At 67.3% G+C, this 22,259-nt stretch carries 23 protein-coding genes; 11 read left to right on the forward strand and 12 right to left on the reverse strand.

The genetic code is table 11. The annotated features are described in order from the left end of the window. Nucleotides 1-27 precede the first annotated feature (27 nt). From OL358_RS04605 to OL358_RS04635, 7 genes are all read right to left on the reverse strand, one after another. Nucleotides 28-1,131, reverse strand: a complete 1,104-nt coding sequence (locus OL358_RS04605) for a serine hydrolase domain-containing protein (RefSeq protein ID WP_264708766.1) — start codon at nt 1,129-1,131, stop codon at nt 28-30. A gap of 7 nt (nt 1,132-1,138) precedes the next feature. Then, nucleotides 1,139-2,119: a sugar phosphate isomerase/epimerase family protein gene (locus OL358_RS04610; RefSeq protein WP_264708767.1), complete on the reverse strand. Its 981-nt coding sequence runs from the start codon at nt 2,117-2,119 to the stop codon at nt 1,139-1,141. Then, nucleotides 2,119-3,267 carry a Gfo/Idh/MocA family protein gene (locus OL358_RS04615; protein ID WP_264708768.1) on the reverse strand — a complete coding sequence of 383 codons (1,149 nt, stop codon included), beginning with the start codon at nt 3,265-3,267 and terminating at the stop codon, nt 2,119-2,121. Before OL358_RS04615 ends, OL358_RS04610 begins: the two co-directional genes overlap by 1 nt. Beyond that, nucleotides 3,264-4,082: a triose-phosphate isomerase gene (locus tag OL358_RS04620; RefSeq protein WP_264708769.1), complete on the reverse strand. Its 819-nt coding sequence runs from the start codon at nt 4,080-4,082 to the stop codon at nt 3,264-3,266. Before OL358_RS04620 ends, OL358_RS04615 begins: the two co-directional genes overlap by 4 nt. Nucleotides 4,083-4,097: 15 nt before the next feature. Beyond that, on the reverse strand, nt 4,098-4,556 hold the full coding sequence (locus tag OL358_RS04625) for a ribose-5-phosphate isomerase (RefSeq protein WP_264708770.1): 459 nt from the start codon (nt 4,554-4,556) through the stop codon (nt 4,098-4,100). Beyond that, nucleotides 4,553-6,268 (reverse strand): dihydroxyacetone kinase family protein, encoded by a 1,716-nt coding sequence (locus OL358_RS04630; RefSeq protein WP_264708771.1) that lies wholly within the window; start codon nt 6,266-6,268, stop codon nt 4,553-4,555. Before OL358_RS04630 ends, OL358_RS04625 begins: the two co-directional genes overlap by 4 nt. 79 nt (nt 6,269-6,347) lie before the next feature. After that, nucleotides 6,348-7,322, reverse strand: a complete 975-nt coding sequence (locus OL358_RS04635; protein WP_264708772.1) for a LacI family DNA-binding transcriptional regulator — start codon at nt 7,320-7,322, stop codon at nt 6,348-6,350. Between the two features lie 227 nt (nt 7,323-7,549). Here OL358_RS04635 and OL358_RS04640 point away from each other — a divergent pair, with 227 nt between their 5' ends. From OL358_RS04640 to OL358_RS04690, 11 genes are all read left to right on the forward strand, one after another. Further along, nucleotides 7,550-8,320, forward strand: coding sequence for a helix-turn-helix transcriptional regulator (locus OL358_RS04640; RefSeq protein WP_264708773.1), 771 nt, complete (start codon nt 7,550-7,552; stop codon nt 8,318-8,320). A gap of 458 nt (nt 8,321-8,778) precedes the next feature. Next, a complete protein-coding gene (locus OL358_RS04645; protein WP_264708774.1) occupies nt 8,779-10,071 on the forward strand; it encodes an ABC transporter substrate-binding protein in 1,293 nt (430 codons plus the stop codon). Beyond that, complete coding sequence (locus OL358_RS04650; protein WP_264708775.1) at nt 10,071-10,835, forward strand: ABC transporter ATP-binding protein; 765 nt, start codon at nt 10,071-10,073, stop codon at nt 10,833-10,835. Before OL358_RS04645 ends, OL358_RS04650 begins: the two co-directional genes overlap by 1 nt. Then, the gene (locus OL358_RS04655; protein ID WP_264708776.1) at nt 10,832-11,530 is read left to right on the forward strand and encodes an ABC transporter ATP-binding protein; all 699 of its coding nucleotides are present in this window, start codon (nt 10,832-10,834) and stop codon (nt 11,528-11,530) included. Before OL358_RS04650 ends, OL358_RS04655 begins: the two co-directional genes overlap by 4 nt. Further along, nucleotides 11,527-12,393 (forward strand): branched-chain amino acid ABC transporter permease, encoded by an 867-nt coding sequence (locus OL358_RS04660; RefSeq protein WP_264708777.1) that lies wholly within the window; start codon nt 11,527-11,529, stop codon nt 12,391-12,393. Before OL358_RS04655 ends, OL358_RS04660 begins: the two co-directional genes overlap by 4 nt. Continuing rightward, complete coding sequence (locus OL358_RS04665) at nt 12,390-13,409, forward strand: branched-chain amino acid ABC transporter permease (RefSeq protein WP_264708778.1); 1,020 nt, start codon at nt 12,390-12,392, stop codon at nt 13,407-13,409. Before OL358_RS04660 ends, OL358_RS04665 begins: the two co-directional genes overlap by 4 nt. 95 nt (nt 13,410-13,504) lie before the next feature. After that, the gene (locus tag OL358_RS04670) at nt 13,505-14,266 is read left to right on the forward strand and encodes a 3-oxoacid CoA-transferase subunit A (RefSeq protein WP_413631336.1); all 762 of its coding nucleotides are present in this window, start codon (nt 13,505-13,507) and stop codon (nt 14,264-14,266) included. Further along, nucleotides 14,263-14,949: a 3-oxoacid CoA-transferase subunit B gene (locus tag OL358_RS04675; RefSeq protein ID WP_264708779.1), complete on the forward strand. Its 687-nt coding sequence runs from the start codon at nt 14,263-14,265 to the stop codon at nt 14,947-14,949. Before OL358_RS04670 ends, OL358_RS04675 begins: the two co-directional genes overlap by 4 nt. 2 nt (nt 14,950-14,951) lie before the next feature. Beyond that, nucleotides 14,952-16,121: a thiolase family protein gene (locus OL358_RS04680; protein WP_264708780.1), complete on the forward strand. Its 1,170-nt coding sequence runs from the start codon at nt 14,952-14,954 to the stop codon at nt 16,119-16,121. 32 nt (nt 16,122-16,153) lie between these two features. Continuing rightward, entirely contained in the window at nt 16,154-16,960 is an 807-nt protein-coding gene (locus OL358_RS04685; protein WP_264708781.1) for an IclR family transcriptional regulator C-terminal domain-containing protein, read from the forward strand. A 55-nt stretch (nt 16,961-17,015) separates the two neighbouring features. Further along, the gene (locus OL358_RS04690) at nt 17,016-18,077 is read left to right on the forward strand and encodes a maleylacetate reductase (RefSeq protein ID WP_264708782.1); all 1,062 of its coding nucleotides are present in this window, start codon (nt 17,016-17,018) and stop codon (nt 18,075-18,077) included. A 51-nt stretch (nt 18,078-18,128) separates the two neighbouring features. Here the strand turns inward: OL358_RS04690 and OL358_RS04695 are convergent, their stop codons facing one another. Genes OL358_RS04695 through OL358_RS04715 form a run of 5 tightly spaced genes read right to left on the reverse strand, consistent with a single transcriptional unit; the run spans nt 18,129 to nt 22,212 of the window. Beyond that, nucleotides 18,129-18,923 (reverse strand): alpha/beta hydrolase, encoded by a 795-nt coding sequence (locus OL358_RS04695; RefSeq protein WP_264708783.1) that lies wholly within the window; start codon nt 18,921-18,923, stop codon nt 18,129-18,131. A gap of 58 nt (nt 18,924-18,981) precedes the next feature. Then, a complete protein-coding gene (gene catA, locus OL358_RS04700; RefSeq protein ID WP_264708784.1) occupies nt 18,982-19,842 on the reverse strand; it encodes a catechol 1,2-dioxygenase in 861 nt (286 codons plus the stop codon). Further along, nucleotides 19,839-20,171 (reverse strand): muconolactone Delta-isomerase, encoded by a 333-nt coding sequence (gene catC, locus OL358_RS04705; RefSeq protein ID WP_264708785.1) that lies wholly within the window; start codon nt 20,169-20,171, stop codon nt 19,839-19,841. Before catC ends, catA begins: the two co-directional genes overlap by 4 nt. A gap of 2 nt (nt 20,172-20,173) precedes the next feature. Beyond that, on the reverse strand, nt 20,174-21,286 hold the full coding sequence (locus OL358_RS04710) for a mandelate racemase/muconate lactonizing enzyme family protein (RefSeq protein ID WP_264708786.1): 1,113 nt from the start codon (nt 21,284-21,286) through the stop codon (nt 20,174-20,176). Further along, nucleotides 21,283-22,212, reverse strand: a complete 930-nt coding sequence (locus tag OL358_RS04715; protein WP_264710235.1) for a LysR substrate-binding domain-containing protein — start codon at nt 22,210-22,212, stop codon at nt 21,283-21,285. The genes OL358_RS04710 and OL358_RS04715 overlap by 4 nt, the downstream gene beginning before the upstream one ends. Nucleotides 22,213-22,259: the final 47 nt, after the last annotated feature.

Genomic DNA, 22,259 nt, shown 5'->3' on the forward strand with positions numbered 1-22,259 from the left:
GCGTGAAGCGCGGTTCGATCGCCGCGATCATCCCGCACCGGCGTCGGCGAGCAGCGCGAGTGTCGGGAGCAGCGCCAGCAGCACCGGGCTGGCGCCAGGCGCGGCGGGAAAGACGTTCGTGGTGAACGCCACCGCCAGCCCCGTCCGCGGATCGGCGAATGCCACGCATCCACCCGCTCCCTCGTGTCCGAACGAGGAGGGGCCGGTCATGGGGAGCCTGGCGAACGGCAGCTGTGGCCCGAGCCCGAACGCGGTGTCGACTCCGAGCACCCGATCGGTGCCCCACGACTGCGGTGCGGTCATGTCTGCGAGGGCGCGATCGTCGAGCAGACGGAATCCGTCGACCTCCCCCATGGTCGAGGCCATGAGCCGCGCGAGAGCGTCGGCTGAGGTCACCACCCCCATCGAGGGCAGTCCCGCGGCGAGGAAGCCGGCCGAGTTGAACGTCTGAGGATCGGACGTGAGCGCCTCGAGAAGTCCGTCGCGCAGCCCGATTCCGCGGAACTGCGCGATTGTCTCAACCGGCTGGGCGAATCTGATCGGCTCGACTCCCTCCGGTCCCGCCCCCAGCTGAATGCCTTCCCCCACGGGCCCGAGCTCCCGCGCGAGCCACTCTCCGACCTCCAGCCCGTAGCGAGCCTCGAGGACAGCGCCCATCAGCGTCCCGAACGTCACGGCATGGTAGCCGTGATCACGTGTCGCGCGCGCGAAGGGCGCGGCTGCGAGGACGGCCGCGCGGTCGCCGCCATCGAGGATCTCGGTGAGGGCCATGTCGACGTCGAGTGCGGCGAGCGATGTGCGGTGCGCCAGTACATCGCTGATGCGGATGCCGCGCCCTCCAGCATCCGCGAACGATCGCCAGATCGAGCCCACGTCTTCATTGAGGTCGAGATCTCCTCGGGAAACGGCCCGGTGCACCGCAAGCGAAAGGATCAGCTTGGAGACCGAGAAGACCACGAGGCGCGTCGCCGTCGACATCCCGCCGACACCCAGCCGCACCACTTCCCGACCGTGCTGGTAGACGCAGAGCGCGCCGCCCGACTGGGGATGTGACGCGGAGAGCCGGGCGAACACGTCGGCGATCGGCCCGTACTCGGCTTCGACGAAGCCGTCGACGACAACGACCGTCATCGCGATCTCACCCGTAGATCGGCGCGAGTTCGCGGTCGAAGAACTCGATACCCGCGCGGATCTCAGCGATCGGATCCGGGGACATGTCGATCTCCGCGATTGCCCACCCGCGCCATTGCGCACCCTTCAGGATCCGTTGCCACTCATGCCAATCCACACGCCCCTGCCCGAGGACGCGGAAGTAGGTGAGCATCACCGCGTGGCGCTCCATGATGGGGCCTGTGAGCGACGCGCCATCGAGCGGTGCCACGCAGTCCTTCCAATGCATGATGGGCACACGATCCACATGGGCTCGCAGTGTCGCGACCGCATCGGATCCGTCGAGCGTGAGGTGGCCGGCGTCGACGCACAGACCGACGTTCTTCGGCGACGTCCCGGCCAGGATCACATCGATGTCCTGCGGGCGGTTGCAGACGGAGTAGGCGTCGGTATGCAGGGCCAGGCGGACACCCGCCCTCGCCACCGCGCGCCCGAGGTGCTCGATCTCGTCGGCGACGCGCGCGATGTCGGCGCGCGCCACCTCGCCGTTGGGGTCACCGCCGGTGAAGTAGGTCCTCGGCACCGAACCGAGGACGATCACGTCCGCCCCGAGCGTGGCCAAGGTGTCGGCGTGACGTCCGAGCGCCGCCTCGCCGTCCGCCCGACGGGCACGATCCTCGAGGGCGGCCACGATGTGGGGGCCGCCGAAATCGAAGCTCGAACTGACGACGAGTCCGCGCGTCGCGAGGGCATCGGCCAGCGCCTCCACCGTCCCGAAGGCAGCGACCGCGGTCTCCAGGCCGCCGGGAGGCGGAGCGAACTCGATACCCTCGACTCCCGCCTCGACGCACCCGTCCAGCATCCTCTCGAAGTACAGTCGCGGGTTCGCCTCGACGATCGCGACCCACTCCTCGTAGCTCTTCGAAGGTTCGATGCCCCAGTAGGCGAGATCGAAGAAGGTGATGAGGTCGGTGCCCAAGCGGATGCGGCGCGGCTGCTCGGAGGACATCAGATCCTCGCGAGCTGGGACGGAATGACGACCCAGGCGTCCGACTTCGCCGCGAGCTCGACGGCATCGACCACCTGCTGAACGCGCACAGCCTCGCTGAAGTCGGGGTGCGCATCGCCGCCGGATGCAACCGCGTCGAGGAATCGGCGCAGCTGGGTGGCCATGCCGTCGATATACCCCTGCCCGAGGCCGGGCACGCCGTACCAGATCTCGGGCTGCTCGCTCTGGCTGATCTCGACCGTACGAGGTCCGGCCAGAGATGGATCGTCGTCGATCATGTCGATGATGAGCTGATCCGGGTTGTTCCAGTCGAAAGCGACGGAACCGCGCGTCGCATCGATCTCGAACGTGAGGGAGTTCTTCTTGCCTGGCGAGAAGAACCCGGCGGAGAACGTTCCGATCGTGCCGTTCTCGAACTCTCCGAGCCACGTGGCCGCTTCGTCGAGTCCCCCGCCCTCGCCGGCGCCGTCTCCGTCGAGCCACCCCGCGTCCGCGCTCGACCGATCGCGCGCCACCTGCAGTCCGCAGACTCGGCGGATGGGCCCGCACAGGTACTCGGCGATGTCGATCAGGTGCGACCCGATGTCCCCGGTCGCACCGGATCCGCCCGTGGCCTTCGACCCGCGCCATCCGAAGTCCTCGATGAAGAAGAGCGCATCGTGGAGGTAGGTCCCGCGGAACTGCAGGGGAGCGCCGAGCACTCCCGACTCGAGCAGCTTCCTCGCGTGCGAGATCGCGGCGATGTGACGGTAGTTGAAGCCCACCTGGTTGGTCACGCCCGCAAGACGCGCGCTGTCGGCCATCTCGATCGCGCCGGGCACGTCGTTCGTGATCGGCTTCTCGCAGAACACGTGCTTCCCGTGCGCGATGGCCGCGAGCGCGATCTCCTTGTGCAGGCCCGGCGGCGTGACGATGTCGATGACATCGATGTCGTCGCGTGCGATAACCGAGCGCCAGTCGCTGGCCGATGACTCCCACCCGAGCTGTTCTGCGGCGTGCGCAGCGCTCTGGGGATCGACGTCGACGAGCACGGCCTTGCGCACACGGAAGCCCGCCGTCGACAGTAGCGGAGCGACGGCGTATCCGAGACTGTGGGCCCGGCCCATGAATCCGCCGCCCCCGATGAGCGCAACGCTGATCTCCTTCATCGTGACCCCTTCTCTGTGTCGATCCCACGATCCCTCGTCGGCGCCGTCGGCTCTTGCCGTATCTCGCCTACTTCTTGAGAACGGGCGACCGCCCTGCGCTCGGCCTCATCGATGACCCGACCCACCGCGGTCGGATCGTGCCCGAATCGGCCCAGAAAGATGCCGTCGGCATCGGCACCGAGGAGTTCGAGCAGCCCCGGTCCCGCGCTTCCCCCGTAGATGAGAGCGGATTCAGGGAACCGGGACTTGATACCGCCCAGGACCGCGCGGAGATAGGCGACCGAGGGTGGCGCCTCGGCACCGATGGCCCAGACGGGCTCATAGGCGATGGTCGATTCCGATCCCACCGACCCGATGGCGGCGAGCTGCCTCGCACAGTGATCGAGCGCATCCGCGACCCCGCGAGCTTCGGGCTCACCGATGCAGATGACTGGCCGCATGCCTTCGTCGCGGAGCATACGTACTTTCTCGGCCACCACGGCGTCGTCTTCCCCCGCACGGCGCCGCCGGTCCGCGTGCCCCACGATGACCTTTCGGGTCCCCAGTTGAATCAGGTCCTTGACACCCACTCCCCCGGTGAACGCCGGCCCTTCGATCCGGTCGACGTTCTGGGCCGCGAGTATGACGGGCGAGCCGCGCAGCGCCTCGGCGACCGGAGCAAGGTACGGGACCGCCGGCGCTAGCCAGACTTCGACCGTGCCGTTCGTCACCGCCTCCCGCTGCAGGGCGATCGTCGCGATGGCGCTCGCGTACTCGCGCGTGCGCTGGAGATCGAAGTACAGCTTGAGGTTGATCCCCACCTGCACCGGTGTCACCGACGCATCCAAGGTCTACCGGACCTCCCCGATCTGAGCGACCTTCTTCGCCGAGGGCGAGTCGGCATCGAACTCGTACTCGAGCCATTCGCTCACGAGGCGGCGCGCAAGCTCCACGCCGATGACACGCTGTCCCATCGTGAGCACCTGTGCATCGTTGCTGAGAACGCCCCGCTCGACCGAGTAGGAGTCGTGGGCGGTGACAGCCCGGATCTTCGCGACCTTGTTCGCCGCGATGGCGACCCCGAGTCCGGTCCCGCAGATCAGGAGTGCGCGATCTGCTCCGCCCGACGCCACGATCTCCGCAGCGGCCCTGGCCACCGATGGGTAAGCCTCAGCGACGTCCGTTCCTGAGGAGACTCCGACGTCGACGACCGACGCCACGCGCGGATCGCCCTCGAGGTCGCGCTTCAGTATCTCCTTGTAGTCGTACCCCGCGTCGTCGGATCCGACGACGATCCTCCACTGCTTCATGTGTGTGCCTCCCACCAATCGGCGATCGCGTCGGCGATCGCGGCGAAGGACACGGCGCCGGGATCGGGGCTGCCGAGGCTTCGCGACTCGTGCGTCCGTGCCCGCCCGAGTCCGGGCTTCATCATTGCGGTCGCGCGAGCAGCTTCGTCGGCCGCAGCCGCGGCGGCTCGAAGGGCCGCTGCTGCTCCTCTCGGCGCTTCCCTAGCGAAAGTCGCCACGTAGGGATCCAGTGCATCCACCATCGTCTTGTCCCCGGGGCGCGCGCCACCCTTCGAAGGGATCGTGGCGGCCGCGATCGCCACGATCTCGGCGAACTGCTCGCAGCTGTCAGCGCCACTCTCCCGCATGCCCCGGGCCAGCTGCGAGAGCCCGGTCGCCCAGAGGGCACCGGACGTGCCGCCTGCTTTGTCTCCCCAAGCGTCCGCGGCGGCGGCCAGAGTCTCCGCTGCACTGAGCCCGGCACGGGCCGCACCCCGCGCTGCACTCGCGGCGGCGAAGGTGCCGCGGCGCATCCCGATTCCGTGATCGCCGTCACCCGCGACCGCGTCGAGTCGACCCAGCAGCTCCTCGATCGACGCGACTCGCTCATCCACGACCATCGCGATCGCGGCGACTGCGGAGGCAGCAGGATCGACCTGTGCAGCGTCGGAGTTCGCCGCCGCCGCAGCCGTATCGTCAGGTGGCGATCCTGTCGCGCGTTCCCGTGAGTCACCGACCGCCCCGCGTCGGAAGGCGGGGGCGGCCGCAGGGGCGAGCCAGAGGTCGAGCAAGTCCGGTGCCAGCCAGCTCAGAGTCAGGCTCACCCCTGCCATGTCGAAGCTTGTGACGAACTCTCCCACCTCGACCGACGCAACCTCCACGCCTGCAGACTCCAGCTCCCGTTCGACTGCGGCCCACAGAACGAAGAGTTCCTCGCTCTTCGTCGCTCCGAGCCCGTTGAGCAGTGCCACGACAGGACGACCTTCGGCCTCCGCCGGTCGCTCCGTGAGAAGGGACGTCACGAGGAGCTCACCGAGTCCCTCCGCATCGAGAGCCGCGACCTCCCTGACTCCGGGCTCGCCGTGGATGCCCATGCCCACAGCCATCACACCCTCCGGGATCTCGAAGAGCGGCTGGTCGGCTCCCGGGAGCGTGCACCCTCCGAAGGCGACTCCCAGGGTGCGGGTCGATGCGTTCGCCCGGGCCGCGGCATCGGCGACGCCCGCCAGCGACATTCCGCTCCACGCTGCGGCGCCGGCGACCTTGATGACGACCAGGTCCCCCGCGACTCCGCGGCGCCGATCCGTGACCGTAGCGGGCCCGCTCGACACGTCGTCGGTCACCCGTACGGTCGCGGCCGCAATACCCGTCGAACTGATGCGGGCCTGCGCGTCATCGAAGTTCAGCACGTCGCCGGCGTAGTTGCCGTATACGAACAGCACGCCGCGCCCTTCGTCCGCCGACCGGGCGACCGCCTCGATCTGACGGGTCGAGGGTGACGCGAAGACGTTGCCCAAGGCAGCTCCGCTCGCCATCCCCGGACCCACGTATCCCGCGAACGCCGGGTAATGGCCGGACCCGCCGCCGACGACAACGGCGACCGCCGGGGCGGGAGGGACACGTGCGCTCACGAGGCCGCCGACGACAGACACGACGACGTCGGAGTGCGCGGAGGCGAAGCCCCTGGCCGCCTCGTCCGCGAACGCGGTGGGATCGTTTGTCAGTCGCCGCATGCGCCCATGCTCCAGTACGCGGCCACTCCCCTCTTGCGCGTGCCGGACCCGAAGTTGGATCCGCTCGCCAGTGCGTACTTCAGGCGGAGGTGCGTCTGACAAGGCGCAGAATCTCGCCCGCTTCATGAGGCTCATCCGCAACTCCGAGGCGGTCGAGCACGCGCTTGGTGATCCTGGCCGCCACAGCATCCGCGAGCAGGGCGACCGTGGTGAGTTCGAGCTGCGCCAAGGGCACATCGTCGGAGCCGATGACGGCAAGATCCTGGGGCGCGGCTCCGCCCGAGGCGCGGAGCGCCTCGAGGATCATCAGAGCGACATCGTCGTTGTGACAGCACGCCCCGGTCACCCCCGCATTCCGCAGGTGCGCGACCGCGGCCCGGCTGCTCTGGAGATCGTCATGGACGGTAGCGACCTCGGGCGCCGCGATGAGAGCGTCGGCGCACGCTTCGCGCACTCCCGCCAGTCGATCGAGCGCATACGCCCGAAGGGCCGGATCCGCCGGCATGACATAGCCGAGACTCCGATGCCCAGTGGAAATGAGATGCTCAGCCTGCAGCCTGCCGATGCGATGATGCTCGACGATTCCGTAGTCGCTGACGACTGCTGCAGGAGCGTGCCGCTCCAGCAGTTCCGTCTCGCTGGGCGGAAGTCCCCCGATCGTCACGACGAGCTTCGGAGTCAGATACGCCCAGAGATCGCGGACCGTGGGCGCGTCGAGGCGATCGGCCGCTCGATGCACGAGGAGAGTGAATCCTCGAGAGCCCAGCTCTCGGGTGAGGGAGTCGAGCGATCGGTCGAACACGAAGCCGAGCGTCAACGCGGGAACGATGCACAGAACGATGTTGCTGCTGCCGGTTTTGAGAGCCTTCGCCTGCGGGTTCGGCACATGCCCGAGTCGGCGGGCGGTCTCGATCACCAGTTCGCGAGTCTTCAGCGAGATCTGCTTGTTCGGTGTGTCGTTCAGGACGTAGCTCACCGTCGCGCGCGACACGCCCGACTCCCTCGCCACATCTGCGCTGGTGGCTCGTCGCCCCGTGTGATCGGTACCGCTCATCGGCGCCCCTTCGCGCAATCGTCCCGCACACCAGCCTACGGATTCGGTGACCGCAAACGTGTGCAGGGGTGCCTCGAACTTGGATCCGCCGGTCCGCAGAGAGGACTTGACAAAGCAGGTTACTCGAGTAATGTCGAAACCAGGTTACTCCAGTAACCCACTACGAGGAAGTAGGGATCGACATGACGCACAGCAACATTGCTCAGTTCGGTCGGGGAGCATGGGCCTTGTCCGCAGACGACGGCGAGAACGCCGCACGGGTCATCCTCGTCGAAGGATCCACGGTCTCGGTTCGCGCACAGGGCCGGGCCGTCGATGTCGCCGCGGACTCTCTCCTCGTCTCACGCACAGCCTCGCCGGCCGCCCTCAGCATTCCGGACACCGGGCGCGCATTCGTCCTCACCATTCCCCTCACGGCTGCCGAGCGATCCGGGCTCGGGGAGGAGCTCATCGTCGAGATCGCACGTGACAGGGTGTCGGGAATCCTGGCTCACGTGATCCGCGGAATCGCCGCCGATCATGGCGGCGGAGCAAGCGCACCCTCCCGCCGCGTCCGCGATCAGCTGGCGGACATGGTGCGGGCGATGTGCACCGATGAGTCGCGGAGCGGCACCTTCGACCTGTCCACGATCTTCGACGCGGCGACCGACTGCCTCTACCGTCGCCTGTGGGACGCCGACATCAACTCCGAAGCGCTCGCACGGGAGTTGAATGTATCGACCCGCACCCTTCATCGCGCGTTCCGGGCAGCAGACACCACGGTCGGCAGCTGGACACGAGAGCGTCGTCTCGAGAAATGCCGCGACGACCTCATTGATCCCGAGCTGTGGCAGCTCGCCGTCAGCGCCATCGGCGCACGATGGGGACTGCCCGATGCGGCTCACTTCAGCCGACTGTTCAAGGCGAGGTTCGGCGTCTCTCCGCGCCGATACCGTTCCGACGCGAAGCAAGCGTCGACGTTCCCCGCGGCTATCGCCGTGCTGGCCGAGGCCGCGTAACCAGCAGGCCGCGGATCGCGGGGCAGTCGCCGGCCTGTCGATCTTCGCCGGCGACGATGGCGAAGCAGTCCCGCGAGGCTCGGCGCGCATCCGCGATTCGACTCTGCACGCCCGTTCGGCGCTGTCCGGACGGGCGAGCGGCACGCAAGACGTCCGGACCCATCGGGTGCCCTCGTTGACGGCCCCGAATCCCACGTGCTACAAATATGGGCCAACAGGCTCTTTTTTGTTACATGTGTCGTCTCTATCGCGATGAAGCGGAGGCGTGTGAAATCCACGGCACGTGATGAGTGCGGCGGGCCCGAATCCCGCCGTCCTCATGCTTCACGCATCGGGGCCCCTGATGCGGGGGGCGAGCCGAACCTCCGCACGATCCGAAGTGCACAGGGCCACGTCTTGGTCAACCACCACATCCCGGCGCCCTAGGGGTGGAACAACACGAGAAAAGGAAGATCGCAATGAAGCTTTCTCCACCGCTTCGAGTAGCAGCCGCGGCTGCTGTCGGTGTCACCGTCATCGCCTTGGGGGGATGCTCGCTCGGCGGGAGCTCCTCGGGATCCGACGGAGACACGATCAAGATCGGCTACGTCACTCCCGAGACGGGCTCGCTTGCAGCGTTCAGCGAGTCCGACGATTTCGTCCTCGAGCAGATGACGGCGTACTTCGACGAGAACGGCATCACACTCGCCGACGGCTCGAAACACGACGTGGAAATCATCAAGAAGGACACCCAGTCGGACTCGAAGCGTGCGGCAGATGTCGCCAGCGAACTCATCCTCGAGGACGAGGTGGACATGATCCTCGTCTCCTCGACGCCTGAGACGAACAACCCGGTTTCGGACCAGTGCGAAGCCAACCAGGTCGTCTGCATCTCCACGGTCGCCCCCTGGGAGACCTGGTACTACGGACGGGGCGGTACCGACACCGAGAGCTTCAAGTACACCTTCCACTTCTTCTGGGGACTCGGCGACGTCCTGCCGGTGTACGAAGACATCTGGAAGAAGGGCGCTCCCGGCGAGACCAACCTCGGCGCACTGTTCCCCAACGACGGCGACGGCGCCGCCTGGGCCGGAGCCGTTCCTCCGTTCGCAGAAGCCGCCGGCTACACGGTGAACAACCCCGGCGCATTCCCCAACGGAACCACGGACTTCTCGTCGCAGATCGCATCCCTCAAGCAGAACGATGACAGCATCCTCGTCTCGATCATGGTCCCGCCCGACTTCATCACCTTCTGGAAGCAGGCGGTTCAGCAGGGATACCAGCCGAAGGTCGCCACTGTCGCAAAGGCCATCGAGTTCCCCTCGGTCGTCGAGGCACTGGGCAACCTCGGCAACAACCTCTCGACCGAGGTCTGGTGGTCGCCTTCCTACCCGTTCTCGAGCAGCCTGACGGGTGAGTCCAGTGCTGAGTTCGCGGAGAACTACGAGACTGCCTCAGGAAAGCAGTGGACGATGCCGCTCGGCTTCGCCGAGGCACTGTTCGAGGTCGCCAACGCCGCCTTCTCGCAGTCCGAGTCCACGAGTTCCGAAGACCTCGCTGCGACCATGTCCACGCTCGAGGTCGACACGATCGTGGGCACCCTCGACTGGGCGAACGGCCCGATGCCCGGTGTCGCCATCTCGCCGGTGACCGGAGGCCAGTGGCGTCTGACCGGTGACGCCGAGTACACCATCGAAATCGTCTCGAACGTGGGCCACCCGGAGATCCCCACGACGAGCGAGGTCGAGCCGATCGACTGGCCGAAGCAATAATGTCCACCGAGCTGCTCGCCGCCAAGGGAATCGATGTTCGGTTCGGGCGCCTTCAGGTTCTCGTCAATCTCGATCTGACCGTCTACCGCGGCGAGCTGCTCGGCATCATCGGCCCTAACGGAGCGGGAAAGTCCACGCTGCTGTCCGTCCTGGGGGGAACGACTTCCCCCCAGGGCGGCACGATCGTCCTCGACGGTGTGGACATCACATCGAAGAGATCGAGCTGGAGATCTCGGCAGGGCGTGGCGACCAGCTACCAGATTCCTCGCCCCTTCCTGGGGATGACCGTCTACGAGAACGCCCTCGTCGCCGCGCGTTTCGCAGGCAACCTGAAAGGCCGCGACGCGCAGCGGTCCGCAGCCGAGGCGGTCTCCCTCGCCAACCTCGAACAGCTCGCCAACGTGCAAGGGAGAGACCTGCGTCTTCTTGACCGCAAGAGGCTCGAAGTCGCTCGCGCCCTCGCCTCCAAACCTCGCCTCCTCCTTCTGGACGAGATCGCCGGCGGATTGACGGAGAGCGAGGTTCCGGAGCTGCTCGATCTCGTGCGCGGTGTCCTCGACGCCGGCGTCACGGTGGTGTGGATCGAGCACGTCGTGCATGCGCTCCTGTCCGTCGCGACGCGCATGGTGTGCCTGACCTACGGCAGCATCCTCGCCGAAGGCGACCCCCACGAGGTGATGGCCTCACCCGAGGTCCGGCAGGTGTACCTCGGCATCGAACCCGACGACGACATTCTCGGTCTGGACGGATCGGACGACAGATGACACTCGTGGTCAAAGACCTCTCGGCGGGCTACGGCCAGCTGACCGCGCTGCGGAACATCTCGCTCAGTGTGGAAACCGGCGAGATCCTCGCCATCATCGGTGCCAACGGCGCCGGCAAGTCGACACTCCTGAAGACCATCGCCGGTCAGCTCAAGGCACTCACCGGCTCGGTGACCCTCGATGGTGAGGACGTGACCGCTCTCTCTGCGAGTGCCCGCGCCCGCCGAGGGATCCTCATGGTTCCGGAGGGCCGGCGTCTCTTCCCCTCACTGACCGTGAAAGAGAACCTTCAGCTGGGCATGTCGACCGGACGGAAGGGTCACTGGAATCTCGACACCGTGTGCGAGCTGTTTCCGCTCGTCGCCCAGCGCTTGAACCGGGTTGCAGGGCAGATGTCCGGGGGCGAGCAGCAGGCGACGGCGATCGCCCGTGCTCTGGTGGGGAACCCCGAGGTGATCATGCTCGACGAGATAAGCCTGGGACTCGCTCCGGCGATCGTGGTGGAGTTCTATGACCGTCTCGCTGAGATCACCCAACGGGGAACAGCGGTCCTCCTCGTCGAACAGGACGTGAGACGCGCTCTCTCTGTCGCCGACCAGGTCCACTGCCTGCTCGAAGGACAGACCTCTCTCGCCGGGACCGACCTCGACTTCGCCGATATCTCGGCCGCATACTTCGGGACGGGGGAACGGTGAACCTTCTGGATGCTGTCGCCCAGGGCCTGATGCTGGGGGGGCTCTACGCCATCTTCGCCGCTGGGCTGTCGCTCATCTTCGGCGTGATGAAGATCGTAAGCCTGTCCTACGGCGCCTTCGCCGTCATGGCGGCGTTCCTGGCACTTCACTTCACAGAGGCGACCGGGTGGTCTCCCGTCCTCTCGCTGCTGGTCGTCGTGCCGCTCATGGGAGCCTTCGGATGGGCCTTGCAGCGCTTCGTCCTGCAGCGCACGCTCGGCGACTCGGCGCTTCCGTCGATCCTCGTCACTTTCGGAATAGCGATCATCATCGAGAATGTGCTGCTCGTCACCGAATCGGCGGACCAGAAGCGCATGACGCTCGGTTGGATCGACACCGCCGCCTTGGACCTCGGTGTCATCCGACTCGGGGTCTATCCCCTGGGGCTGTTCATACTGTCGCTGCTGATTCTGGGCGTTCTGTCGCTCGTGATGGCGAAGACACAGTTCGGTCGAGCGGTGCGCGCGATCAGCGAGGATGCACCCACAGTCGAGCTCCTGGGCATTCGGCCCAAGGCGATCTATGCGTGGGCCGGTGCGATCGCGCTGGCGCTGGCTGCCATCGGGGGCGTCGCCTCGGGGATCCAGACGTCTTTCAGCCCGACCTCCGGCGGCATCCTCCTCATCTTCGCGTTCGAAGCCGTCATCATCGGTGGAATCGGCAGCCTGTGGGGAACATTCCTGGGGGCTCTCGTCCTCGGTGTCGCACAGACCGTGGGCGCCAGCTACTTCCCTTCGCAGGGGATTCTGATCGGAAACATCGTGTTCCTCATCTTCCTGGCGTTCCTGCCCCAGGGACTGAGCGGAAAGGTGAAGCGCTCATGACCGCCACCAGAACCGAGACGGCCCCGGTGACCATCAGCCGGTGGACCCGCACATCGAGATTCGGGACTCCCGCAGCGGTGGTGCTCTTCGCGGGCCTGTTCGCCCTGCCGTTCCTGACGGCTCTGTCGAACGTACGCTCCGTGACCGACCTCCTCGTGCTGATCATCCTGGCATCGATGTGGAACCTGATGGCCGGCTACGGCGGGATGGAGTCAGTGGGCCAGCAGGCATACATCGGCCTCGGGGCCTACGGGCTCGTCGTCCTGGCGGACCAACTGGGAATCAACATCTTCCTCGCTGTGCCCCTCGCGGGGGCGATCGCCGGCGTGATCGCCTTTCTGATCTCGTTTCTCGCGTTCCGGCTCATCGGGGGGTATTTCGCCATCGGAACGTGGGTCATCGCGGAGGTCGTCAAGCTCATCATCACGCAGTTCCCTTCTCTGGGATTGGGCAGCGGCATGTCCCTCTACGCGATGTCGCCCTTCGACAGGGATCTGCGGATCGCGGTCAGCTACTGGATCGCGCTGGGAGTCACCGTGCTCGCGCTCGTCACGTGCGTCTTCCTCGTTCGCTCCGGCTTCGGCCTCGGGCTGACCGCTGTCCGCGACGACCCCACCGCAGCTGCGACATCGGGGGTGGATGTGAACCGGGCCAAGCGGCTCGTATTCGTCATCTCAGGCATCGGAACGGGGATGGCGGGCGCCATCATCGCCATCTCGACGCTCCGGGTCCAACCGGATTCGCTGTTCTCGGTCCAGTGGTCCGTACTCATGATCTTCATGGTCGTCATTGGAGGCGTGGGTTCCATCGAAGGCCCCGTCATCGGCGCGATCATCTTCTGGGGCCTCCGGGAAGTTCTCGCCGACTACGGCTCGCTCTACTTAATTCTCCTGGGAGCCGTGGCCATCGTGTTCGCGCTGTTCTTCCGAGGCGGAGTATGGGGGCTGATCCAGAGGCGCCGGCGATTCTCCATCTTCCCCGTCGGCTACTCGGCCTCCTTCCGCACCTCCGAATAGCACAGCGGACCTCCGTCGCGCGCTCGATCCGTTCGCGGTAGACTGTTCGCACAGCGTACGTGCGTTCGCAGAGCGAACACCTTGGAGGTGGCTGAGTGATCGACAAGACCGTAGGGTCCGTCGATGAGGCTGTGGCCGGCATCCATGACGGAGCCGTCGTCATGATCGGCGGGTTCGGCCGAGCCGGACAACCCGTCGAGCTCATCGATGCGCTCATCGCGCAGGGCGCGCGCGACCTCACGGTTGTGAACAACAACGCAGGCAACGGCGATGCCGGGCTCGCCGCGCTCCTCGCGAGGAAGCGTGTGCGCAAGATCGTCTGCTCCTTCCCACGCCAGCATGACTCGTGGGTGTTCGACGGGCTCTACCGCGCAGGCGAGATCGAACTGGAGCTCGTCCCGCAGGGGAACCTGGCCGAGCGCATCCGCGCAGCGGGTGCCGGCATCGGCGCCTTCTATTCGCCGACCGGCGTCGGCACGCAGCTCACCGAGGGCAAGGAGATCCGAGTGATCGACGGACGCTCGTTCGCCCTGGAGTACCCGATCCGTGCCGACGTCGCGCTCGTGAGCGCGTACCGCGGCGACCGGTGGGGAAATCTCGTCTACCGAGAGACAGCGCGCAACTTCGGGCCGATCATGGCGGCGGCCGCCACGACGACCATTGTTCAGGTCGACACGATCGTGCCCCTCGGGTCGCTCGACCCGGAGACGGTAGTCACGCCCGGCATCTACATCGACCGCGTCGTCGCGGTCGGTGAGCGCCCCTGGCTGCAGGACGGCGTGTTCATCGGCGGAGTGGATCTCGAAGGTCAGCCGCTCGACGCGGGCGCCGCCTCAGGGACCGAGGTCGACCAATGAACGCCGAGGCAGAGCGGGTCACCCGGATCTCTCGAGAACAGCTTGCCAGGCGCATCGCCCGCGACATCCCGGAGGGGTCATTCGTCAATCTCGGCATCGGCGCACCCACGCTCGTTGCCGACTACCTTCCCGACGATCAGGAGATCATCCTCCATACCGAGAACGGCATGCTCGGAATGGGCGCCCGACCCGCCCTGGGCGAGATCGATCCGGACCTCATCAATGCGGGCAAGCAGCCGGTCACCGCCCTCGCGGGCGCCGCCTTTTTCCACCACGCCGACTCCTTCGCAATGATGCGCGGCGGACATCTCGATGTGTGCGTGCTCGGCGCGTTCCAGGTGTCGCAGTCGGGTGACCTGGCGAACTGGTCCACCGGAGCACCCGGCGCCATCCCCGCGGTCGGCGGAGCGATGGACCTCGCCATCGGCGCGAAGCAGGTCTACGTGATGACGGATCTGCTCACCAAGACCGGAGAGCCCAAGCTCGTCGAGGCATGCACCTACCCGCTCACCGGTATGGGTTGCGTGACACGCGTGTACACCGACCACGCCGTCTTCGATGTCACGCCGGAGGGCTTCTCGGTGCGCGAGGCATTCGGCGAGAACTCGGTCGAGCTCCTCGCCCGGCTGACCGGCCTGAGGTTGACGGATGCCGCGCTCAGCGGCATCCGGGAAGGCGAATGACGATGACCACCTTTGTGTACGACGCCGTCCGCACGCCCTTCGGCCGTGCCGGCGGCGCCCTGGCCGCAGTGCGTCCAGACGACCTGGCGGCAGTGGTGATGAAGGCGACGGTCGAGCGGACCGGCCTGGATCCCGCGCGAGTCGATGATGTGATCTTCGGCGACGCGAACCAGGCCGGCGAGGACAACCGCAACGTCGCGCGCATGGGCGCGCTGCTCGCAGGGTTTCCGACCACGGTGACGGGCGTCACGGTCAATCGGCTTTGCGCCTCGTCGGTCGAGGCGGTCATCCAGGGCTCGCGCGCCATCGACTCGGGCGACGTCGACCTCGTGCTCGCCGGCGGCGTGGAGTCGATGAGCCGTGCACCCTACGTCGTCGAGAAGTCGCCGCGTCCGTGGCCGAGCGTCGGCAATCAGACACTGTGGAACACGGCCATCGGATGGCGCATGACCAACCCGAGGCTGCCGGAGGACTGGACCATCTCCAACGGTGAGGCCGCCGAGCTGATTGCCCGCGAGTGGGGCATCACGAGAGATGCGCAGGACGCCTTCGCCGTGCGCTCGCACCGACTCGCGGCAGCCGCCTGGGCAGAGGGTCTGTACGACGCCGAGACCGTGCAGGTGCCCGGCATCGTACTCGCCCGCGACGAAGGCATCCGCGACGACACCTCGATCGAGAAGCTCGCCGGGCTGAGGGCGCTCTTCGCCGATTCTGAGGGCACCGTCACCGCAGGCAACTCATCGCCGATCAACGATGGCGCCTCCGCGGTGCTCCTCGGCCGCGAGCATGCGCTGACGGCCGAACCGCTGGCCCGGATCACCGGCCGGGCGTCGCACGGCGTCGATCCGGACAGATTCCCGATCGCGCCGATCGAGGCGGCGAACAAGGCTCTGACGCGGGCCGGCCGCACCTGGGCAGACGTGGACTTCGTCGAGCTCAACGAGGCATTCGCGTCGCAGTCGCTGGCCTGTCTGGCGGGCTGGCCCGAGCTCGACCCCGACAAGCTCAACATCCATGGCGGTGCACTCGCGATCGGACATCCGCTCGGGGCCTCGGGCGGGCGCATCATCGGCCACGCGGCGCACGAACTCGCACGTCGCGGCCGCGGCATCGCGGTCGCCGCGATCTGCATCGGCGTCGGGCAGGGCCTCGCCGTTGTGCTCGAACGCTGAACGGCCGACGCGCGGGTGGATACGGTGAGTCGGTGACCGAGAACAGCGAGAATCCTGGCGCAGGAGCGGGGAGAGACACCGTTCAGTCCCTGGTTCGCGGGCTTGCCGTGATACGCGCGTTCGATGCGGAGCATCCCGAACTCACGCTGAGCGAGGTGGCGCGCCGCGCGGGGATCACGCGCGCCGCCGCCGGACGGTTCCTGCGCACCCTCGAGCAGGTGAGCTACGTCCGCGGCTCTGCCGAGCCCGCGGGTGGAAGGACCTTCGCCCTCACTCCGCGCGTGCTCGAGCTCGGGTTCAGCTTCCTCTCCGCGCTGTCGATCCCGGACGTCGTGCAGCCCCACCTGGAGTCGCTGTCACGCGAGGTCGACGAGAGCGTGTCGGCCGCGGTGCTCGACGGCGACAGCATCGTCTACGTCGCTCGCGTGCCGACTCGGCGAATCATGAGCGTGCGAATCACGATCGGAACACGGTTCCCCGCCTTCGCGACCTCGATGGGGCGCGTCCTCCTGTCGTCGATGACGGAGTCCGCGCAGATTGCGCTGCTCACAGCATCCGTTCGCCCTGCCCTGACTGAGCGCACGGTGACCGACGTCGATGAGCTGCGGGCCGAGCTCGAGCGGGTGAGGATCAAAGGCTGGGCCCTCGTCGACGGGGAGTTGGAGCTCGGCCTGCGTTCGGTTGCCGTGCCGCTGCACGATAGTCGCGGCGCTGTCGTGGCCGCCATCAATGTGTCCACGAGCGCCACCCGTGACTCCGTCGAGCATGTGGTCGGGCAGCACCTCCCCCTTCTGCAGCGCACCGCCGCCGCGATCGAGGCCGAGCTCCGTCTCGTGTGAGATCGGCGTGCAGAGCATGGTGGAATCGACGGCCGGCCAGACGTGCGGGGAAGGAATGAGACGTGATTTCGATCACACGACGCCGCAGCAGCGGGTCGTTTTCGCACAGGGCCAGGCCGCCGCACGCACGCGATCGACGATCGACGAGAGCGAGGGGAGCCGTGTGCTCCTCATCGCGTCTGCGTCCTCACGCGCCCTCGCGGACTCCGTTGCCGGACACAGCCGGGTGGTCGCGCGAATCGACCAGGTGGCGCAGCATGTTCCCTCGGTCACGGCGGCTGCTGCGGTGAGCGCGTCGATCTCGAACAGCGTGGACACGGTGGTCGCCGTCGGGGGCGGGTCCGCGATGGGACTGGCGAAGATCGTCGGGGTGCGAACGGGCGCGGCTATCATCGCGGTCCCGACGACCTACTCAGGTTCGGAGGCCACCGATACCTGGGGAATCACAGAGAACGGTCGCAAAGAGACCGGAGCCGACCCTCGAGCGTTGCCGCAGATCGTGATCTACGACAGCATTCTCCTCGCGAGCCTGTCACCGCGGCAGAGGGGGATGTCGGGCGTGAACGCGATCGCGCACGCGATCGACTCTCTGTGGGCGCCGCGCGCAGACCCGATCAATCGCGCGCACAGCGCGGAGGCGCTTCACCTGCTCCTCGCCGGGCTGCGCGCGACGGCATCCCTGTCGGACGACGCTGCCGTTCGCGAGTCCATGCTCTGCGGCGCATATCTTGCGGGGGTGGCATTCGCATCCGCCGGCGCTGGCCTGCACCACAAGATCTGTCATGTGCTGGGCGGCATGTTCGACCTTCCCCACGCGGAGACGCACGCGGTGATCCTGCCCTACGTGGTCGAGTACAACGCCCCCGCGGCACCCGAGGCCGCAGCCGTGATCTCCCAATCGCTCGGGGGCACCGGTGCCGCGATCGGCCTGTGGCGGTTGCGTGGAGAGCTGGGAGGGCCGCCCTCACTCCGCTCGCTCGGCCTCGGCGAGTCTCAGATCGCGCGCGCCGTCGAGGCTGCCGCGGAAGCCGCCCCTGCATCCAATCCTCGCCCGGTGACGGCAGACGACCTGCGGATCCTGCTCCGGCGTGCCTGGCGCGGCGACCCGGTCGTGTGACTGCGCTGCGCCGACGGGCCGCCGACGCTCCTCGTGTGGCTTCTCAGCGGGTCAGCCGCGGGGAGAGGTCGAGTCGATGCCCCCGAGAAAGGCGTCGATCTCGTGCGCTGTCGCGCGCGGCTGTTCCGCCGGGGGGAGATGCGCCGCTTCGCCGATCCGCGCGATCCGCCCGTTCGCGACGCCGCGGGAGACCTCGTCCGCAGCCGCAAAGGGGGTGACCAGATCGTGCTCACCCCACACGGCGAGCACGGGGGCGGTCACCGAGGGGAGGCGCTCGCGCACGTCGTAGTCGGCGAGCGCCTCGCAGCATCGTGCGTAGCTTTCATCGTCGGCCTGCCGAAGCGACTCCAGCAGTGCTCGGCGGACATCCGGGTCCACGCGCGATCCGCCGTGAGCGAACCAGCGTTCGGTCGATCCCTCGACCAACTCGGAGGTCGACGTCGCACGCACCAGGGCCGCTCGCTCGTGCCATGCCGGCGCGGTACCCAGCCGGGCCGCGGAGGCGATGACGACGAGCGCCGCGACGTCATCCGGATAGCGCAGCGCCAGCTCGAGACCCACCGCCCCGCCGAGTGAGACCCCCGCGTAGCGGAACGACTCGACACCGATGCCGCGGAGGGCGCCGTGCACGGCATCCGCGATCTCACCGACCGTGAACGGACCGTGCGCGGCCGGCGATCGACCGTGTCCCGGCAGATCCCACATCACCAGTCGATGACCTGCGAGCTCCGCAGCGGCACGATGCCAGAGCGCCTCGGCAGAGGTGCCCAGCGACGGCCCCAGCACCAGCCAGGGGGCGTGAGCGGGTCCGAGCGGCGCTGACAGCGCGACAACCGGTCGGGTCATGCCATCCTTCCGAGGGAGAGCACGGGTGCGACGCGAAGGCGACGCACCCGTGCGGGTGTCACTCCGGGTCGAGAACGAAGTCGTAGTCGACCTCGTACCCGTCACCGCCGGCGCGCGGCCGCGGCGCGAGGATGAGTTCCGGCTTGACCGCCCCGGCGATGTCGTCTTCGTTGTGCGGGTCGCCCGGGAAGTAGAGCTGGGTGGTGAGCAGCTCGTGACCCGGGTGCGACACCTTCAGGTGGAGATGCGCCGGCCTCCAGGCGTGCCAGCCTGCCGCGGCGATCAGCTGCCCGCAGGCGCCGTCCGTCGGAATCTGGTACGGCGCCGGCTCGATCGTGTGGATCTCGAAGCGACCCTCGTCGTTGGCGATGAACGTGCCGCGCAGGTTCCACTGCGGAACCCCCGGCGCGAACTGGGAGTAGAAGCCGAGATTGTCGGCGTGCCAGAGCTCGACCTTCGCGCCCGCCAGTGGTGCGCCGTCCACCGCGCGCACCTGACCCTGGAACAGCAGCGGTCGACCGGGCTCGTCGTCGCGCATCGGAATCGTGCCGTTCCACGGTTCCGTGGGGGCATCCGGCACATAGTAGGGGCCCTCGATCGTGCCCTTGCTGCCGGAGCGGTGATCGTTGGCGACCTCCTCGACGGAGTGCTCGACCCACACGTCCATGAACAACGGCCACTCGCCGTCCTCCCCCACCTTGATGAGCCACGCCTTCAGGGCGTTGTACTCCTCGTAGGTGACGCGCTCCTCGATCACGGTCTCGTTGATCGCCTTGATCACTCGCGAGGCCAGCAGATCGACGCGCGCCTGATCGGTAGCGCCGCCTCCGCCGAGGCGCTGACGGAACTGCTCGGTGGCGGTCCGTCCTGATTCGGCAGCGCGCGCCGCCACTTCATCGACATAACTGGTGTCGCTCATTCCAACTCCTTCGTTGTTCCTTGGGGTGGTGCCCCGGCCGGCTGATCCGGTGGGGAGATGCGGGACGGATGCTGCGCCAACGGCGTGACGCGGATGCGCATGTAGGGGAAGAGGGGCAGCGCGCTGAGCAGCTCCTGCAGTTCGTCATTGCCCGAGACGTCGAAGATCGAGATGTTGGAGTACTCGCCGACGACGCGCCACAGTTCACGCCACCGACCGTCGCGCTGCAGCTCCTGGGAGTAGGCGCGCTCCCGATCCTTGATCTCCTGCGCGGTTGCGGGATCGAGATCGACCGGCAGATGCACATCCATCCGCACGTGGTACAGCATGATCAGGCCACCCGCGCATCGAGTCGGTAGAACGCGAGCTTGTCCTCGTCGATCCCCGCACCGACGCCGGGCACCGACGGCGCTTCAACGCGTCCGCCCGAGATCCGCAGCGGTTCGGCGATGAGGTCGTCGGCCATGTCGAGGAAGTTCGACAGCTCCGCCGCTCTGCGCGATGAGTGCGAGAACGCGGCGCCGAATGCCACCGTCGCGGTGCTGCCGATCTGAGTGTCGATCTGATTGCCCATGATGACCTCGATGCCGAGGCCCTCGGCAAGCGCCAGGATCTGCTGCGACTGGGTGAATCCGGTGCGCGCGGTCTTGATACTGAGCGCACTCGCCCCGCCGGTCATGAGCTCGCGCGCGGCATCTCCGAGCGTCGGCACGCTCTCGTCCGCCACGATCGGGATGCGGGAGTGCGTGACCAGACGCCGGCGTCCGAGCACCTCGGCGGCGTCGCAGGGCTCTTCGAAGAAGGTGATCCCGAGGTCGGCCGTGGCGTCGAGCACTTCCATCGCCTCCACTGCGGTCCAGCCGCGATTCGCGTCCAGGTACAGTTCGACGTCCGGGCCCAGCGCTTCTCTGAGGGCTCGGCACGCGTCGATGTCCAGCCGCAGCGGCCGGCGTCCCACCTTCACCTTGAAGACCTCGATGCCGTAGCGATCCCTGTGCTCGATGGCCTCGGCGACCATCTCCGGTCCGCTCGCGAATCCCACCATGTGCGACACCCGCAGCGAATCGGAGTGGCCGCCGAGCAGGCGGTGAACCGGCTGGCCCAGCGACGTGCCGATCAGATCCCACAGCGCGATGTCCACCCCGCCCTTGGCTGCGACGTTGCCCACCGTCCTGTGCAGCCGGGCATGGATCTGCCCGCGATCGAGCGGGTTCGAGCCGATCAGCGCGGGCGCGAAGACCGTCTCGATGACGGCCGCGACGGATGCCTGCGTCTCCCCGTAGGTGTAGGGACGCGGTGGGATGTCGGCGACACCGACGATGCCCTCAGCGGTGCCGATACGAAGAAGCACATGCTCCAGCTCGAGCACTTCTCCGCTGGCGAAGCGCAAGGGCTTCCGCATGGGGATCCGGTAGGGCACAGCCTCGACTCGGTCGATGATCATCGGATGCCCTTCTGCGACGCGAGAATGACTTTCTGAAGGAACGGGATGTAGCGCTGGAGCACGGGTGACTCGTCGCCCGTGCGCCAGGCGATCGCGAGCTGGACGGAGGGAGCATCGACGATCTCGCGGAACGACGTGTGCCCGAGGCTGAGCGCTGTGGCGGATTCCGGCACGATCGCGCTTCCGACGCCGGCGGCGACGAGCGAGAGCAGCGTCGAGGTCTCGGAGACCCTCTGGTCCACCTTGAGCGCGATCCCGCGGCGCAGGCACTCGGCGGCGACGGTCTGCGAAACGGACGATTCTTCCGGATAGCCGACGAGCGGGTGAGACGCCAACTCCGTCAGCGACAGCCTCTCCCGCCTGCTCATCGCCGACCGCGACGGGATGGCGGCGATCAGTCGTTCTTCGAGGATGGGCGACCAATCCACCCCCGCCGAGTCCACCGGCGGTCGGAGCACCGCGACGTCGAGGCGGTGATCCACGAGCCGCTGCGTCAACTCGGGTGTGAGCAGTTCACCGACCACCTCCAGAGCCAGTCCGTCGAAGGCGGATGCCGACTCCCGGAACACACGGGGCATGAGCCCGTAGGTCGCGGACCCGGTGAAGCCGATGCGCAGTGTGCCCTGAAGCCCCTGCCCCATCCGGCGTACGTCGGTTTCCAGCCGTTGAAGATCCTCGAGGAGTCGCCGGCCGCGGACGAGCAGGACCTCACCTGCTGCCGTCATGTCCACGCTCCTCGTTGTGCGATTGAGGAGTTTCGTCCCCAGCGAGTTCTCGAGCCGCCGAATCTGCTGCGAGAGGGGAGGCTGAGCCATCATCAAGCGCTCGGCCGCCCGTCCGAAGTGGCGTTCCTCAGCCACGGCGATGAAGTACCTCAGCGCCCTGGTGTCGAGGAGGGGAACAGCGACTCGTCCCGACGACTGCAACGGTAGGCCGTCACCCTCGGGAGCAGAAATACCGAATGAGTCACGTT

It is taken from the genome of Microbacterium sp. SSM24, from assembly GCF_025989145.1.
Lineage (GTDB): Bacteria > Actinomycetota > Actinomycetes > Actinomycetales > Microbacteriaceae > Microbacterium.